This is a genomic window from Bradyrhizobium sp. SZCCT0148, from assembly GCF_018129985.1.
In the GTDB taxonomy this organism is placed as follows: domain Bacteria; phylum Pseudomonadota; class Alphaproteobacteria; order Rhizobiales; family Xanthobacteraceae; genus Bradyrhizobium; species Bradyrhizobium japonicum_H.
The window spans coordinates 896,297-912,504 of sequence record NZ_JAFCKT010000001.1 but is presented as its reverse complement, the minus strand read 5'-3'; the positions used below and the strand labels follow the sequence as shown (position 1 = coordinate 912,504).

Here is a 16,208-nt window from a genome sequence, read left to right as displayed (position 1 = left end):
CCGCTCACGGAAATACCAGGCGGCCGCTCTGAAGCAGCCACATCACGCTGGTCAGCGTGACGACCGACGCAAACGTCCCGAGCAGCACCGCCACGGAAGCGGACTCGATCCAGGCATCGTTCTGCCGGGCGATGACGAACACGTTCAGCGCCGGCGGCAGCGAGGCCATCAGTACGGCGGTCGCCGCCCAGGGCTGCGCGAACGGCCCAAACGCCAGCATCAGGCCGAATGCCGCGAGCGGATGGAATAGCAGCTTGATCGCGATCACGCCGGGCACCTCCCAGGGCACACGGTCGAACGGCCGGAGCGCCACGGTCACGCCGAGCACGAACAGCGCAGTCGGGGCCGCCGCGTTCTGCAGGAAAGTGATGGTGCGATCGAGCGCGACCGGCATTTCGATGTGCAGCGATGCGAACGCCGCGCCGAAGCAGGCCGACATGATCAGCGGGTTGAGCACGATCTGTTTCAGCACGACGCCGAAGGCATGCACGATCGAGGGATGATCGCGGTCGGACAGCTCGATCAACAGCGGCACGATCGTGAACAAAAAGATGCTGTCGCAGCAGAAGATCAGCGCGGTCGGCGCCGACGCCTTCGATCCCAGCACCGCAAGCGCGAGCCCAGGCCCCATATACCCGATGTTGCCGTAGCCCCCCGAGAGACCCGCAAGTGTCGCTTCACGCAGCGTCAGCCGTCCCAGGACCTTGCCGACCACCAATGCCAGCGTGAACGCCGCAACCGTCGACAGCGTGGTCGCAACCAGGAACGGCGGGTTGTTCAATTCCGAAAACGGCGTCTTCGACATGATCGCAAACAGCAGCGCCGGCAGCGACACGTAGAGCAGGAAGAAGTTCATCCAGGCGAGGCCCGATTCCGGCAGGGACTTGACCTTGCCGCAGGCGAAGCCGACGAAGATCAAGCCGAAATAAGGTAGCGCCAGATTGAGGATATCGACCATTGATAAAGCGTTTTCTGAAGACTCGGGCGCTATCCGCCCCGTGAGTGAACGTTAATTCCAGATCAGGCCACTAGCATCGGCCACAATCCTGGTCTATCGACGGGGAATGATTAAAGCGCGGACCGCCAAATTCCAGATCGGACAGGTCGTACGCCACCGGATCTTCTCGTTCCGGGGCGTGATCTTCGACATCGATCCGGAATTCAACAACACCGAGGAATGGTGGCTGTCGATCCCCGAGGAGGTACGGCCCCACAAGGACCAGCCGTTCTACCACCTGCTCGCTGAGAACGCGGAGTCGGAGTACGTTGCCTATGTGTCGGAGCAGAACCTTCTGCCCGACGAGTCCGGCGAGCCGGTCCGGCATTCCCAGGTCGCCGAGATCTTCGTCAAGGACAAGACCGGCGGCTATCGCCCCCGCAATCCCTCGCTGAACTGAGTTTTCTCCACCGGCAACCGGCCAATAAAAAAGGCGCTCGATTTGAGCGCCTTTCTCATATCGGGGATCTGATCCCGATTACTTCTGACCCGCCGGAGCGGCGCCGGGGGCGCCCCCGCTTTGCTGCTGCTTCTTCTGCAGCTCCTCGGCCTTCTTCTGAAGCTCTTCCTGAAGCTTCTTCTGGTTTTCCTCGAATACCTTCGGATCGGTCGGCGGACCGTCATAGGCCTTCTGGAATTCACCGGCGAGCGGCAGCGGCAGGGTCAGCGGCGCGCCGTTGGCGTTGATCGCCTGGACGACGAGATTCTGGCCCTTCTTCATGCTGTTGATGAGCTCGGGGGTCGCTTCGTAATCGGACATGCAGCCGTTCTGGAAGCAGATCACGTAAGGCTGCTGCAGCGGCGCGTTGCTGTCCACGATGATCCGGGTGCCGTGCACGAGCTGCATGCCGAGCGGCAGCGTCACGCGCAGGATCTTCTTGGGCTCGCCGTCCGGCTCGATGATGACGGCGGCGATGACCGGCTGGCCCGATTCGATGCGGCCGTCCTTGCCGGTGAAGCAGACCTGCTTGGCGTTGGCATCCTGGCCCTTGAGACAGAACTTGGTCCAGGGGGCGTAGATCAGCTGGATCTGCTGATCAGCCGGCTGCGCCGCGCCCTGCTGCGCCGGAGCGCCTGCGGGAGCCTGCTGGGCGGGGGCCTGTGCGGACGGCGCCGGAGCCTTGGGGGCAGCCTTGGGAGCCGCTTTCGGGGCCGGAGCCGCCGCCTTGGGCGCACCGGGAGCCGGCGCCGGGGTCTGGGCCTCGGCGGCAAACGGAACGGCCAACGCCGTCGCCGTCAACAGGGCGAGAAGTCGCCCACGCGGCCGGACGGACGCGGCCAAGTAACGGAAATTCATTGCGGAAAACCCTTTCTGAACGGGAAGCGCCCGAACCGCTCCGAAGCACCGAGCCTGGCCGCCTTGGGCGCGGCTCTCTTCCCGTCAATTGAGGCAGTTGAGTGACGGGCTCGGCGCTCTTGCGCGATTGGGTGCCTTCTTAACGTGGCCGACGAAAAGATCAATGCCGACAAGCGTCTTTGGCCACATCCGCAGCTGCGCCCAGTGAAATTCCCTGTGATAGGATTCAAGGCCAGCCGGTCCTCGAATCAACGTGTGCCGATGTTCAAGTTCCAGCGCCTTTTCGAGGGCCCCGGCCTCCGCCTTTGCGTCCTTGCCTCAGCGCTCTTCATCGGGCTGTCCCCTGGCAGCACGCGGGCCGAGGAAGCACATGCCATCGCCATGCACGGAAAGCCGGCCATGCCGGCCGATTTCACCCACATGCCCTATGCCAATCCCGATGCTCCCAAGGGCGGCCGCCTGACCTGGGGCGTCCTCGGCACGTTCGACAGCCTCAATCCCTTCATCGTGAGGGGATTGGCCGTGCAGCAGATGCGGGGCTACGTGATCGAGAGCCTGCTCGCGCGCGGCAATGACGAGGCGTTCACGCTCTATGGCCTGCTGGCCAGGAGCGTCGAGACCGACGACGCGCGGAGCTTCGTCACGTTCCGCCTCGATCGGCGCGCCCGCTTCTCCGACGGCAAGCCGGTTACGGCTGAAGACGTGCTGTTCTCCTGGGAGCTGCTGCGCGATCACGGCCGCCCGAACCACCGGCAGTACTACGCCAAAGTTGCCAGGGCCGAGGCGACAGATCCCCTCACCGTCCGCTTCGACCTCGCAGGTGCCAACGACCGCGAGCTGCCGCTGATCCTCGGCCTGATGCCGATCCTGCCCAAGCACGCAGTGGACGTCGCGACCTTCGAGGAGACGACGCTGACGAGCCCGATCGGCTCCGGCCCCTATCGGGTCACGGCCGTGAAGCCCGGGGCCAGCGTCACGCTCACCCGCGATCCCGACTATTGGGGCCGCGACCTCGCCATCAACCGCGGGCTCTACAATTTCGACGAGATCCGGCTCGACTATTTTCGCGAGGCCAACGGCCAGTTCGAAGCCTTCAAGCGCGGCCTCTACGACTTCCGAGTCGAGCACGAGCCGCTGCGCTGGCACGACGGCTACGATTTTCCGGCCGTCAAAAGCGGCGAGGTGATCCGCGACACCGTGAAGCCGGGCCTGCCGCAGCCATCCGAATTCCTGGTGTTCAACACCCGCCGTCCTCTGTTCGCCGACATCCGCGTCCGCGAGGCGCTGACGCTGCTGTTCGATTTCGAGCTGGTCAACCGCAACTACTTCTTCGGGCTCTATTCGCGCGTGGCCGGCTATTTCGCCGGCTCCGACCTGTCGGCCTACGGCCGGCCTGCGGACGCGCGCGAGCGCGAGCTGCTGAAACCCTTCGCGGCACAGATCCGGCCCGATATCATGGACGGCAGCTACCGCTTGCCGGTGACCGACGGCTCAGGGCGCGACCGCACCAAGCTGCGCGCGGCGCTGAAGCTGTTGTCCGACGCCGGCTACGATCTCGACGGCACGGTGCTGCGCAACCGCGCGACCAAGGCGCCCTTCGCCTTCGAGATCCTGGTCACGACCCGCGACCAGGAGCGGATCGCGCTCGCGTTCCAGCGCGACCTCAAGCGCGCCGGCATCGAGCCGAGCGTGCGAACCGTCGATCCCGTGCAGTTCGACCAGCGCCGGCTCGCTTACGAATTCGACATGATCCAGAACCGCTGGGACCAGTCGCTGTCGCCCGGCAACGAGCAATCCTTCTATTGGGGCAGCGCCGCGGCCGACAATCCGGGGACCCGCAACTACATGGGCGCCAGGGACGCCGCCGTCGATGCCATGATCGCCGCCCTGCTCGAAGCCCGTGAACATACGGATTTCGTCTCGTCGGTGCGGGCGCTCGACCGCGCCCTGATCGCGGGCTTCTACACAATCCCTCTGTTTAACGTATCCGAGCAATGGATCGCGCGGTGGAATCGGATAGAACGGCCCAAGACCACCTCGCTGTCGGGCTATTTGCCGGAGACCTGGTGGTCGAAGGGGCAGCCGCAAGCTCATCAAGCAAAGTGACGCCGTGAACCAGCCAGCTACATCGCCGACGCTCGATACGTTGTTTCAGCGCACGCTGATACGGCAGCCGCACGCGCCCGCTCTGCTCGATCCCCTCAACAAGGCCCGCGTGACCGGGCACCAGCCGCGGCGGATGACCTATGCCGAGGCCGACACGGCCATCGAGGCGCTGTCGGCCTATTTCGTCGAATCGGGCCTGCCGGCCAATTCCGTCATCGCGATCCAATTGCCTGCGACGGTGGAGTTCGTGCTCACCGTGCTCGCCGCCCATCGCGCCGGCCTCGTCGTCGCGGTGCTGCCGCTGCTGTGGCGGCATGCGGAACTGACCGCGGCGCTGAACCGCACCGCGGCGCGCGCCATCGTCACCATGAGCACGGTCGACGGCGTCAGCTATGCCGACCTGGCGATGCATGCGGCCGCCGAAGCCTTCTCGATCCGTCACGTGTGTGGCTTCGGCACCAATCTGCCCGAAGGCATGGCTTCGCTCGACGATGTGCTGGCCCGTCCGCCCGGCACCACGCGTGCCGTGATCCAGGACGGCCGCAAGGCGGCGATGATCTCCTTCGACGTCACGGCGGAAGGCTTTCGCCCGGTGCCGCGACCGCATTTCAGCCTGATCGCCGGCGGCCTTGCGATGTCGCTGGAAGCCGACATCAGGCAGGGCGCGACCGTGATGGCGGCGTTCACGCCGATGTCGTTCGCCGGGCTCGCCTCGTCGCTCGCGGTGTGGCTGCTCTCCGGCGGTGCGCTGGCGCTGCATCACCCGTTCGAGAACGAGGTGCTGGAGCGGCAGATCAACGAGCATGAATGCGAGGTTCTGATCGCGCCCGCACAGCTCGCCTTGCGCCTCGGCGACGCCGACCTGGCGGCGCGGATGCCATCCTTGCGCAACGTCATCGGCCTGTGGCGCGCACCCGAGCAGGTGGCGGCGAGCGATGCCTGGATCGCGCCGCATGCGCCGCTGACCGATGTCTACCTGTTCGGCGAGGCCGGGCTGTTCGGCGCCCGCCGCGGCGAGGACGGCATGCCTGTTGCGGTGATGCCCGGGCCGCACGGCGCCCCGCGCGAGCAATCCGGTTCGTCCATTGCCGGCGAGATCCTTCTGACGCCAAAAGGCACGCTCGGCCTGCGCGGCGCGATGGTGCCGATCGCGGCCTATGCGCCGCCGCAGCCGGTCGGCGAGACGCTGATCGCGCAGCCGCCGCGCGACTATGTCGACACCGGCTATGCCGCGCGACTCGACCGCCCGAGCGGCGCGATCTGCATTACCGCGCCACCCTCCGGCATCATGGCCGTCGGCGGCTACCGCTTCCTCTCCAACGACCTCCAGGAATGGGCCCGCCGGCTCGGCCAGGGCGCCCTGCTCACCGCGCTGCCCGACCGGCTTTCCGGCCACCGGCTGGCCGGACGCGCCCAGGACAACACCCGGGCCCGCGAAGCACTCAACGAGCTCGGGCTTAACCCCCTGATGGTCGAGGCTTTTCGCGACCGCTCCGGAGCCGCCTAGCACAGTTTCGCCACCTCCGTTGACGGCGCATTAAGGGGGGTGGAACTAGATTGCGCGGCATCTGTCGCGTGATCAGAGTTTTCGAATGTCCCAGGCGGGCCCGATCCTGTTTGTGTCCAATGCCGAGCGGCCGCCCTTCATCGCGGCGCTGGACGAGGCCCGGCTTTTTCCCGTCGTCGATAGCGACTGGGCCAGCGCAGCGCGCGCGGTCGAGCAGGTCCAGCCGGCCGTGGTTCTCGCCCAGACATCCGGTGGTCACGAGCCGCATATCGCGCCGCTCGCCAGGAAGATCGCCGACCAGTCGCCCTATCTTCCCTTTGTCGCGCTGGATGCTTCGGGCGCGTTGCCTCCCAACGCCCTGCCCTTCTCCTCGCGCGGCACCAATCCCGACCGGCTGATCGCGCGGCTTCGCGCCGCTTTGCGCGTGCGCACCCTGCATGCGACGGTGCTCCGCCGGCTGCCGGAAGTGAAGGTCGCGCTGCCGGAGGGCGATCCCGCCCGTGATGCCACCGTGCTCCTGATCGGCCGCGGCTCGGCCTATCCCGCGCTCTCCGTCGCGCTCGGCGAGCGCGTCGGCGTGGTCGGCGCGCTCTCGATCGAGGCCGCCGCCAAACACCTCAACACCCGCGACCTCGACGGCGTCGTGCTCGCCGAAGGTTTTACCGCGCGCGTCACCGACGCCTTTCTCACGGTGCTCGCCGAAGACACCCGCTTCCGCAGCCTGCCCGTCGTCGTCACCGCGCACCAGCTGGCACAGACTTACGACCTGCCCAATCTCGAGCTGATCCCGGGCGAGCCGGCGAAGGTTGCGGCCAACGCACTGCCCTTGATCCGCCAGCATGCGATGGAAGCACAATTGAGCCGCACGCTGCGCTCGATCGACGCCGGCGGCTGGCTCGATCCGCGCAGCGGCCTGCTCACGGTGGAAGCCTTCGCCCGTGACTTTGCCAAGGCGGTCGAGCAGGCGCTGGCCCGCGGCGGCGGCCTGTCGGTCGCGCGGTTCGCCTTTGACCCCGGCAACTCCCGCGCTCAGCTCGATGCCGCCCGCATCCTCAGCCGGCTGATGCGCCAGATGGATTTCGGCGCCGCGCAGAAGGACGGCTCGGTCATCGTCGTGTTCGCGGAGACCGACTTCCGCACCGCCCACATGATTGCCCGCCGCCTTTCAGCGGTGATGCGGCACACTTCCAACGGCAAGCACGAGATGCGCAGCGAGCCTGTCGTCAGCGTGGATTCGCTGTCGCCGTCGGACACGGCAAGGTCGCTGCTGGCGCGGCTGTCGGCGGATGCGTCGCGCGCGGCGTCCTAGCGACGCTCGAGCCCCGGGCGCAGCGCAGCCCCCTTCGCGGTGCGCTGCAGAACCGGGCCCACTATCACCTGCAAGAACTGAATCCCGCCTCTGCGCTCCGCTTCGCTGCGCTTGTCCGGGACGCCCTCATCCTACGCCGCCTTCTTGCTCTGCGCGAGGTTCGCCAGCTGGCGCATGATCTCGGTGGTGCCGGCGAGACGTTCTTCCGGGGTCTCCCAGTCCTGCAGGAATACCACCTTCATGTCGGGCCGCACCTTGGCGGCCTGGCCGTGGCTGCGGATGAACGACACCAGGCGCTCGGGATGGGCGAAGGAATTGTCGCGGAAGGCGATGACGGCGCCCTTCGGACCGGCATCGATCTTCTCGACATTGGCCTGGCGGCAGAACGCCTTGATCGCGGCGACCTTGAACAGGTAGCGGACCTCGTCCGGCAGCACGCCGAACCGGTCGCGCATCTCGGCGCCGAAGTTCTCGATCTCCTCCTCGCTGTCGAGATCAGCCAGGCGCCGGTACAGCGACAGCCGCACCGAGAGGTCGCCGACATAGTCCTCCGGGATCAGCACGGGCATGCCGATCGTGATCGTCGGCGACCAGCGGTCGGCGGCCGGCTCGGACACGCCGGCCTTGAGGTTGACGATCGCCTCCTCCAGCATCGACTGGTAGAGTTCGAAGCCGACCTCCTTGATGTGGCCGGACTGCTGTTCGCCGAGGATGTTGCCGGCGCCGCGGATATCGAGGTCGTGCGAGGCGAGCTGGAAGCCCGCGCCCAGCGTCTCCAGCGATTGCAGCACGGTGAGCCGGCGCTCGGCCTGCGCGGTGATCTTCTGCTGCGCCGGCAGCGTGAACAGCGCATAGGCCCGCAGCTTGGAACGGCCGACACGGCCGCGCAGCTGATAGAGCTGGGCAAGGCCGAACATGTCGGCGCGGTGCACGATCAGCGTGTTGGCGTTGGGAATGTCGAGGCCGGACTCGACGATCGTGGTCGACAGCAGGATGTCGAACTTGCCGTCGTAGAACGCCGTCATGATGTCCTCGATCACGGCGGGCGGCATCTGCCCGTGCGCGACCGCGACCTTCATCTCCGGCACGTTCTTGTCGAGGAAATCCTTGACCTCGGCGAGATCGTCGATGCGCGGCACCACGTAGAAGGCTTGGCCGCCGCGGTAACGCTCACGCAGCAGCGCCTCGCGGATCATCAGCGGATCGTGCGGGGCGACGAAGGTGCGCACCGCGAGGCGGTCGACCGGGGGCGAGGCGATGATCGAGAGCTCGCGGACACCGGTCAGCGCCAGTTGCAGCGTGCGCGGAATCGGCGTCGCCGACAGCGTCAGCACATGCACCTCGGCACGCAGCGCCTTCAGCCGCTCCTTGTGGGTGACGCCGAAGTGCTGTTCCTCGTCGACGATGACGAGGCCGAGGTCGCGGAATTTGATGGCCTTGCCGAGCAGCGCGTGGGTGCCCACGACGATGTCGACCGAGCCGTCGGCGATGCCCTTCTTGACCAGATTGAGCTCCTTGGTCGGCACCAGGCGCGAAGCCTGGGCCACGTTGACCGGAAAGCCCTTGAAGCGCTCGGTGAAGGTCCTGTGGTGCTGGCGCGCCAATAGCGTGGTCGGCACCACGACCGCGACCTGCTTGCCTTCGAGCGCAACGGCAAAGGCCGCGCGCAAGGCCACCTCGGTCTTGCCGAAGCCGACGTCGCCGCAGATCAGCCGGTCCATCGGACGGCCGAGCTCGAGGTCCTTCAGCGTGGATTCGATCGCCCCGAGTTGGTCCTCGGTCTCGTCATAGGGGAAGCGCGCACAGAACTCGTCGTAAAGGCCCGGCTGCACCGGCACCTTGGGTGCCTCGTGCAAATGGCGCGCGGCCGCAATCTTGATCAGCTCGCCCGCGATCTCGCGGATGCGGTTCTTGAGTTTTGCCTTGCGGGTCTGCCAGCCGCTGCCGCCGAGGCGATCGAGCTCGACCGTTGTCTGGTCGGAGCCGTAGCGCGACAACAGTTCGATGTTCTCGACCGGCAGGAACAGCTTCGTCTCGGCGGCATAATGCAATTCGAGGCAGTCATGCGGCGCGCCGGCGACGTCGAGCGTCTGCAGTCCGACGAAGCGGCCGATGCCGTGGTCGACGTGGACGACGATGTCGCCGGCCGACAGGCTCGTGATCTCCGAGATGAAATTGTCGAGCTTGCGGCTGGCCTTGCGCGGCCGCACCAGGCGGTCGCCCAAAATGTCCTGCTCGCTGATCACAGCGATCTCGTCGGTCTCGAAACCGCTTTCGAGGCCGAGCACGGCCAGCATGGTCTCGTTGCGCGGGGTGGCCTGCACCGTCCGCCAGCTGTTGACGCTGGTGGTGTGGGCCAGCTTGTGGTCGCGCAGCATCGAATTCATGCGGTCGCGCGAGCCTTCGCTCCACAGCGCGATGACGACCTTCTTACGCTGGGCGTGAAGCGCCATGACGTGGCTGACGACGGCCCCGAAAACGTTGACCGTCGTATCGTTGCGCTCCGGCGCGAAGTCACGGCCCTTGCGCGCGCCGGCGTCGACGACGCTGGTCCCGTCGGCAGGAACCGAGAACTGCGTCAGCCGCACCAGCGGCATCTCGCTCTCGCGCCTGCTCCATTCCTCGGCGGTGAGATAAAGCCGGTCCGGAGGCAACGGCTTGTAGATGGCGCCACCGGCCGGATGCTCCATGGCGTCGCGGCGGGCCTCGTAATAGTCCTGGATCTGCTTGAAGCGCTCGCGGACTGCGTCCTCGGCTTGCGGCTCGATGGCGACGGCCGCGCCTTGCAGGTAGTCGAACAGCGTGTCCATCCGGTCCTGGAACAACGGCAGCCAGTGCTCCATGCCGGGATGGCGGCGGCCTTCGCTGACGGCTTCGTACAGCGCGTCGTCGCGCTCGGGTGCGCCGAACTCGGCGACATAGCCCATGCGGAAACGGCGGATGGTGTCGGTGACGAGCTGGAATTCAGAGATCGGCACGAGGTCGAGCGCGCGCATGTCGAGCAGCGTGCGCTGGGTCTCGGCATCAAAGGTGCGGATCGATTCGAGGCTGTCGCCGAAGAAATCGAAGCGCACCGGCTGATCGAGACCAGCGGGGAACAGGTCGAGGATGCCGCCGCGCACCGCATATTCGCCGGGCTCGCGCACCGTCGAGGAGCGGTTGTAGCCGTTGTGCTCGAGCCAGGCGACGATGGTGTCCATCGGCACGACGTTGCCGGGCGCAACCGACAGTGCCTGCGCCGCGACAAGCTCGCGCGCGGGCACGCGCTGCACCACCGCGTTCACCGTGGTCAGCACGATCAGCGGCTTGTCGCTGCCAGTGAGCGAGGCCAGCCGCGCCAGCGTGGTCAGGCGTTGCGCCAGGATACCGCCATGCGGCGAGACGCGGTCATAGGGCTGGCAGTCCCAGGCCGGAAACTGAAGCACCGGCAGATCGGGCGCGAAGAATTGCAGCGCGCGTTCGAGCTGCTGCATCCGTGGCCCGTCGCGGCAGATCACGGCAAGACTGACGGCCGGCTTTTTCGGCCGCGCCGCGATCGCCCGGGCGAGATCGGAGACCACCAGGCCTTCGGCGCCTTCCGCGACATTGGCAAGCGTGACCGCGCGGCCGGGCGTGAGCAGCTCGGCCGGCGACTTCAACCCAGGTTTCATAGATTGCCGTCCGTGATCGGGAACGCCTTGATGCGGGCAAACAGCGCGCCGGTGACAGCAGCTGGCAGGACCTTGTCGCCGGTGATGGCGGCATAGAGGTCGGGATCGGACTCTTCGAGCAGGGTCTCGAGTTCGGTCAGCTCCGCGTCGGACAAATTGCCGATCTCGGCGTCGGCGAAGCGCCCGAGGATCAGGTCCATCTCTCGCGTGCCGCGGTGCCAGCAGCGGAACAGCAGCCGCTTGCGGCGATTGTCCAATCCGTCACTCGATCGTGTCGTTCCCGTCATGTCTCAAATCCAGTCAAACGCCGAAAGCCCGGACGTGCCGGGCCGGGCTGATATAGCCATTGAGGGTGGCCGTGTCAGCCCTTTGTTGCTGCAGTTCGTCCCTCCAAACCGTCATGGCCGGGCTCGTCCCGGCCATCCACGTCAAGCCGAAAAAAAAGACGTGGATGCCCGGCCTAAAGCCGGGCATGACGGCGAGGAACAATCCTAGATTCCCTTGATGCGCCCAAGCCTGCTCAATCCGCTGTTTGCTCCCGTGACCAGCCTGCCCGGCGTCGGTCCGAAGCAGGACAAGCTGCTGCAGTATTTGCTCAGCCGCAGCGAGACGCCGCGCCTGGTCGACCTGTTGCTGCATTTGCCGAGCCAGGTCATCGACCGCCGCGCCCGGCCGAAGATCCGCGACGCTGCGGTCGGAACCATGGTGACGCTCGAGGTCACCGTCGACCGCCACCGCCCGCCCCCGCCGCGCAGCGCACGCGCGCCGTATCTGGTCCACGCCAGCGACGACACCGGCGACGTCGTGCTGACCTTCTTTCGCGCCAAGCCCGGCTATGTCGAAAAGCTGCTCCCAATCGGGGAGAAGCGCTACGTCTCCGGCACGCTGCAGATGTACGACGGCATCCCGCAGATGGTGCATCCCGATCGCGTGCTCGACGAGGAGGCCATTTCAAAGCTCTCAGGCATCGATCCGGTCTATCCGCTGACGGAGGGCCTCGCGCTCGGCTCGCTGCGCCGCGCGATTGCCCAGGCGCTCCAGAAGCTACCTGCATTGCCGGAGTGGATCAGCCCGGAGGTCATGCGGCGCTGTCATTTTCCTCCGATCGCGGAAGCGCTCAACCGCGTGCATCAGCCGGTCGAGCTCACGGACATCTTGCCTGACCAGCCATTCTGGTCGCGTCTCGCCTTTGACGAGCTTTTGGCCGGCCAGCTCGCGCTCGCCCTGATCCGCGCGCAACTCCGTCGCCCGGCCGGCGTACGCAATGCCGGCGACGGGCACCTGCGCAACAAGATCATCGACGCCCTGCCCTATGCATTGACGGTGTCCCAGCGCGACGCGGCCGCAGCGATCGCCAGCGATCTGCAACAGCCCGTCCGCATGCTCAGGCTGCTGCAGGGCGATGTCGGCTCCGGCAAGACCGTGGTCGCGCTGCTGGCCGCGGCAGCCGTCACGGAAGCCGGCAAGCAGGCGGCGCTGATGGCGCCGACCGAGATCCTGGCGCGCCAGCACATCAAGACCATCGCCCCTCTCGCCGAACGGGCCGGCATGCGGGTCGCGATCCTCACCGGGCGCGAGAAAGGCAAGGAGCGGCGTGAATTGCTGGCGCAGCTCGAAGCCGGCGAGATCGACCTGCTCGTCGGCACCCATGCGCTGATCCAGGACGACGTGGTCTTCCATGATCTCGCCCTCGCCATCGTCGACGAGCAGCACCGCTTTGGCGTGCGGGAACGGCTCGCGCTGACATCCAAGGGCGAGGCGGTCGACGTGCTGGTGCTGAGCGCGACGCCGATTCCACGCACGCTGGTGCTGACTTATTTCGGCGACATGGACATCTCCGAGCTGCGGGAAAAGCCCGCCGGCCGCCAGCCGATCGAAACCCGCACCGTCTCGATCAGCCGTCTCGCCGAGGTCACGGACAGCATCGGCCGGGCCCTCGAGGCCGGCAAGCTGGTCTACTGGATCTGCCCGCTGGTCGAAGAGTCCGAGGCCGAGGGCACCGAGCACCTCACCAACGCGACCAAACGTTTCGAGAGCCTGCAGAAGCGGTTTGGCGAGCGGGTCGGCCTCGTCCACGGCCAGATGAAGGGAGCCGAGAAGGACCGCGTGATGGGCCAGTTCGCCGCCCACGAGATCGGCCTGCTGGTCGCGACCACCGTGGTCGAGGTCGGCGTCGACGTGCCCGCGGCGACCATCATGGTGATCGAGAATGCCGAACGCTTCGGCCTTGCGCAGTTGCATCAACTGCGCGGCCGGATCGGGCGCGGCTCGGAGGCCTCGACCTGCCTGCTGCTCTACTCGGAGCCGCTCGGGGAGATGTCCAAGGCCCGACTGAAGGTGATCCGCGAGACCACTGACGGTTTTCGCATCGCCGAGGAGGATCTGAAGCTGCGCGGCGAAGGCGACGTGCTGGGCGTCCGCCAGAGTGGCCTGCCCGGCTACCGCATTGCGCGATCGGAGGTCCATGGCCAGCTCATCACCCAGGCGAGAGACGAGGCGCTGCGGATCCTCAAGGACGATCCCAAGCTGAAGGGCGAGCGCGGCGAGGCGCTACGCTGTTTGCTGTATCTGTACGAGCGGGACGAAGCGATCCCGCTGATCGGGGCGGGCTAGCCCGCTGCCCTTCGCCGCCCGACTTCGTAAGCCGCCACATGCGCGCGGGCCAGATCCAGCAGCGGTGTCTCGATGCCGAGCGTCCGGGCTCGATTGGCCATATCGCCCAGAATATGCTCCGCCTCGGTGATCGAGCCGCGTTCGATATCGCGCAGCATCGAGGCCTTCAGCGGAGAGTCCAGGGTCGTGAACAGCTTGCGGTCAAACTCGATGAACGGCGCGCGTGGCTCGTAGCCCGAGGCGGTCGCAACGGCGCAGCATTCGGCAAACAGGCGAAAAATAGACTGCTCGCCATTCGGCACGGCCAGGATGTCTCCGATGCTTGCGCGCATCAGGCAGGTGATGCCGGCGAGCGTCGACAGCTGGACGAACTTCTCCCACATGTCCTGCATGATCGCTTCGCTGGCACGCACGTCGATACCGGGGACCTGGAGCAATGTCTCAAGCGCAAGCGCTCGCTCGCTCAGCGCGCCATCGATCTCGCCGAAGACGATGGTCTGGTTGGCCATGAAATGATTGACCCGCCCCTCCCCATCGAGCCCGGCACTGACGTTTGCGAGCCCGCCGAGAACGTGAGCGGCGCCGAACCTGACGGTCAGAGCATCGATATGCTTCAGTCCGTTGAGAATGGGAAGAACCATCGTGTCCGGGCCGATGGCGGGCGCAAACTGGCTCATCGCGTCATCGAGCGAGTAGGCCTTCACGCCGACGAGCACGATGTCGAACGGCTCCCTGAGATCGCCGGCCGCAAGAAGCTTCGGCTGCACGGCGAAGTCGCCATGCGGGCTGACGACCTGGAGTCCGTGCAGCCGCAATTGCTCGGCGCGCTTCTCGCGCACAAGAAAGCTCACGTCTCGGCCTGCCCGCACGAGGCAAGCACCGTAGTAGCCGCCCAGCGCGCCCGCGCCGATCACCAGCACTCTCATTCGAACTCCCACGACAGAACAACAGCGCCCGCAAGATCAATAGCAGATGGGGTTGGCGACGTCAGGATTTCGTCCGCGCGATTCCTGCAGCGAAGGCCTTCATCAGGTCAGCATCCGCCGCCTCGCCCTTTGCGTCCTCCGCCAGATGCTCGAACCAGCGCGCGAAGCCCTCATAGATCTGGCTGGCGGGATGGTCGGCGCCGAGAAAGCCGGAAATCTCCCGCATCTCGGCAACCCAGCGATAAGCCTTCGGAATCATGTCAGGCAGCGCGACCTCGAGCCGCGCCAGGATGGCGGGCTGGCTCAGCGCCAGTTCGTCACGCAACGCGTCCGCAGCGCCCGCTTTGGTCGCCGCGACCACCATCGCCGAGCCGATTCCGGCGAGGCCCTTGACGATGCCTGCGTAGGACATTTTCAGAGCGGACGCCGCGCCGACCGGGCCCTCGACGATGCGGACGTCGAGGCCGAAATCCTTCAGCACCGCGACGTCCCTGGCGTGCTCGCCCGACATGTAGAAGGCCGGGCTCTTGGCCCCTGGCTGCGGCGGGAAGCCGATGATGCCGCCATCGACGAACGGGGCCTGCGCCGAGCCGATGATCTGCTCGATGGCACGCACGGTATCGACATTGACCGCGTTGCAATCGACTACGACCGGCTTCTTCTCGCGCCTGACGATCAGGGCCGCCAGCCGCTTGGCCAGCGCAACCGCTTCGCCCGGCGGCACGATCGAGAGGATGATGTCGGCGTCCGCGATCGTATCGTCGTCGGCGCCGACCATGCCGGCCTCTGCTGCGCGCTTGCGCGTCGCCTCGCTCCGACCTTCCAGCGACGTCAACACCCGCGCGCCATGCTCACTGAGGCGGCGGGCGACGGCGCTGCCCATGGCGCCGGGCGCGAGGATCGCAATGGTCTTGGACATCGTGCACTCCAGATCGAACGCCGAGCGAGGCGCTCGCTCAATCGGAGACTAGCAGAGGATGCCGACGCGCGCGTGACCGCGGCCATCCCGCAGGGGAATGGCCCTACTCCACCTTCGCGGGCTCGGGCTGGAGCGCCGCCGCGTTGGCGATGCGCGCGGCATTCGCCATGCCCGCGAGCGCGGCGGCTTTCTTCGGGTCGGGCGCGGCGCCCGGCTGCACCACGCCGGCCGACATGATCAGGGTCGCCGCATCCTCGGTGCTCATGTCGACCTCGACGATCTTGCTCCTGGGCACGTAGAAGAAGAATCCCGTCGTCGGGTTCGGCGAGCACGGCAGGAACACCGATACATGCTCCTCCTGCCCGGGCAGGCTGCGCGCGACCTCTTCATTCGGTGATTGCGAGATCAGCACGATCGACCACATGCCCGGCGATGGAAACTCGACCAGGCCGACTTTGCGGAAACTCGAGCCCTTGCCAGAGAACAGCGTTTCGAACACCTGCTTCAGGCCACGATAGATGGCGCGCACCGCCGGGATCCGGCCGAGGAACGTCTCGCCGACATCGACCAGCGTCCGGCCGATCAGATTGGCCGCGAGGAATCCGACGAGGGTCAGCGTGAAGAATGCGACAACCAGTCCCCAGCCGGGGATGACGTACGGCAGATAGGTTTCCGGACGGTAGGCCAGCGGCACGAACGGCCGCACCACACCGTCGACCCAGGTGACGAACCACCAGACCAGATACAGGGTGATCGCGATCGGCCCCGTCACCACGAGGCCAGTCAGAAAATAGTTGCGGAAGCGGCCCATCAGGCCGGTATGCGGTTCCGGAAGCGGATCAATAGGCGCAGGCGCGTCGTCGCGGGGGTTCATGCGGGTTCCA

Annotated in this window: 13 protein-coding genes; 5 read left to right on the top strand and 8 right to left on the bottom strand. The window is 66.5% G+C overall.

What is annotated here, in order from left to right:
* Positions 1–4: 4 nt before the first annotated feature.
* Positions 5–958 carry an AEC family transporter gene (locus tag JQ580_RS04385; protein WP_212278470.1) on the bottom strand — a complete coding sequence of 318 codons (954 nt, stop codon included), beginning with the start codon at positions 956–958 and terminating at the stop codon, positions 5–7.
* A gap of 106 nt (positions 959–1,064) precedes the next feature.
* Between JQ580_RS04385 and hspQ the strand changes: the two genes are divergently transcribed.
* Positions 1,065–1,397 (top strand): heat shock protein HspQ, encoded by a 333-nt coding sequence (hspQ, locus tag JQ580_RS04380; protein ID WP_212278469.1) that lies wholly within the window; start codon positions 1,065–1,067, stop codon positions 1,395–1,397.
* A gap of 78 nt (positions 1,398–1,475) precedes the next feature.
* Here hspQ and JQ580_RS04375 read toward each other — a convergent pair whose 3' ends face one another.
* Positions 1,476–2,294: an invasion associated locus B family protein gene (locus tag JQ580_RS04375; RefSeq protein WP_212278468.1), complete on the bottom strand. Its 819-nt coding sequence runs from the start codon at positions 2,292–2,294 to the stop codon at positions 1,476–1,478.
* A 261-nt stretch (positions 2,295–2,555) separates the two neighbouring features.
* Here JQ580_RS04375 and JQ580_RS04370 point away from each other — a divergent pair, with 261 nt between their 5' ends.
* The 3 genes from JQ580_RS04370 (at position 2,556) to JQ580_RS04360 (ending at position 7,216) form a co-directional block, all read left to right on the top strand.
* Positions 2,556–4,400 (top strand): extracellular solute-binding protein, encoded by a 1,845-nt coding sequence (locus tag JQ580_RS04370; RefSeq protein WP_212278467.1) that lies wholly within the window; start codon positions 2,556–2,558, stop codon positions 4,398–4,400.
* 4 nt (positions 4,401–4,404) lie between these two features.
* Positions 4,405–5,907 carry an AMP-binding protein gene (locus JQ580_RS04365; protein WP_212278466.1) on the top strand — a complete coding sequence of 501 codons (1,503 nt, stop codon included), beginning with the start codon at positions 4,405–4,407 and terminating at the stop codon, positions 5,905–5,907.
* An 85-nt stretch (positions 5,908–5,992) separates the two neighbouring features.
* Complete coding sequence (locus JQ580_RS04360) at positions 5,993–7,216, top strand: GGDEF domain-containing protein (RefSeq protein ID WP_212278465.1); 1,224 nt, start codon at positions 5,993–5,995, stop codon at positions 7,214–7,216.
* Positions 7,217–7,347: 131 nt separating this feature from the next.
* On the opposite strand, the gene mfd is transcribed toward JQ580_RS04360, so the two are convergent.
* Genes mfd through JQ580_RS04345 form a run of 3 tightly spaced genes read right to left on the bottom strand, consistent with a single transcriptional unit; the run spans position 7,348 to position 11,355 of the window.
* On the bottom strand, positions 7,348–10,866 hold the full coding sequence (gene mfd, locus JQ580_RS04355; RefSeq protein ID WP_212278464.1) for a transcription-repair coupling factor: 3,519 nt from the start codon (positions 10,864–10,866) through the stop codon (positions 7,348–7,350).
* Positions 10,863–11,153 carry an FAD assembly factor SdhE gene (locus tag JQ580_RS04350; RefSeq protein WP_094973980.1) on the bottom strand — a complete coding sequence of 97 codons (291 nt, stop codon included), beginning with the start codon at positions 11,151–11,153 and terminating at the stop codon, positions 10,863–10,865. Before JQ580_RS04350 ends, mfd begins: the two co-directional genes overlap by 4 nt.
* Before the next feature lie 13 nt (positions 11,154–11,166).
* Positions 11,167–11,355 (bottom strand): hypothetical protein, encoded by a 189-nt coding sequence (locus JQ580_RS04345; protein ID WP_212278463.1) that lies wholly within the window; start codon positions 11,353–11,355, stop codon positions 11,167–11,169.
* 15 nt (positions 11,356–11,370) lie between these two features.
* Between JQ580_RS04345 and recG the strand changes: the two genes are divergently transcribed.
* Positions 11,371–13,479 (top strand): ATP-dependent DNA helicase RecG, encoded by a 2,109-nt coding sequence (gene recG / locus JQ580_RS04340; RefSeq protein ID WP_212278462.1) that lies wholly within the window; start codon positions 11,371–11,373, stop codon positions 13,477–13,479.
* On the opposite strand, the gene panE is transcribed toward recG, so the two are convergent.
* The 3 genes from panE to JQ580_RS04325 all read right to left on the bottom strand — a co-directional run bounded on the left by panE (position 13,476) and on the right by JQ580_RS04325 (position 16,198).
* A complete protein-coding gene (gene panE / locus JQ580_RS04335) occupies positions 13,476–14,405 on the bottom strand; it encodes a 2-dehydropantoate 2-reductase (protein ID WP_212278461.1) in 930 nt (309 codons plus the stop codon). The two genes, recG and panE, sit on opposite strands and share 4 nt — an antisense overlap.
* Positions 14,406–14,466: 61 nt before the next feature.
* Entirely contained in the window at positions 14,467–15,324 is an 858-nt protein-coding gene (locus tag JQ580_RS04330) for an NAD(P)-dependent oxidoreductase (protein WP_212278460.1), read from the bottom strand.
* Between the two features lie 103 nt (positions 15,325–15,427).
* Entirely contained in the window at positions 15,428–16,198 is a 771-nt protein-coding gene (locus tag JQ580_RS04325) for a DUF502 domain-containing protein (protein ID WP_212278459.1), read from the bottom strand.
* Between the last annotated feature and the right edge of the window lie 10 nt (positions 16,199–16,208).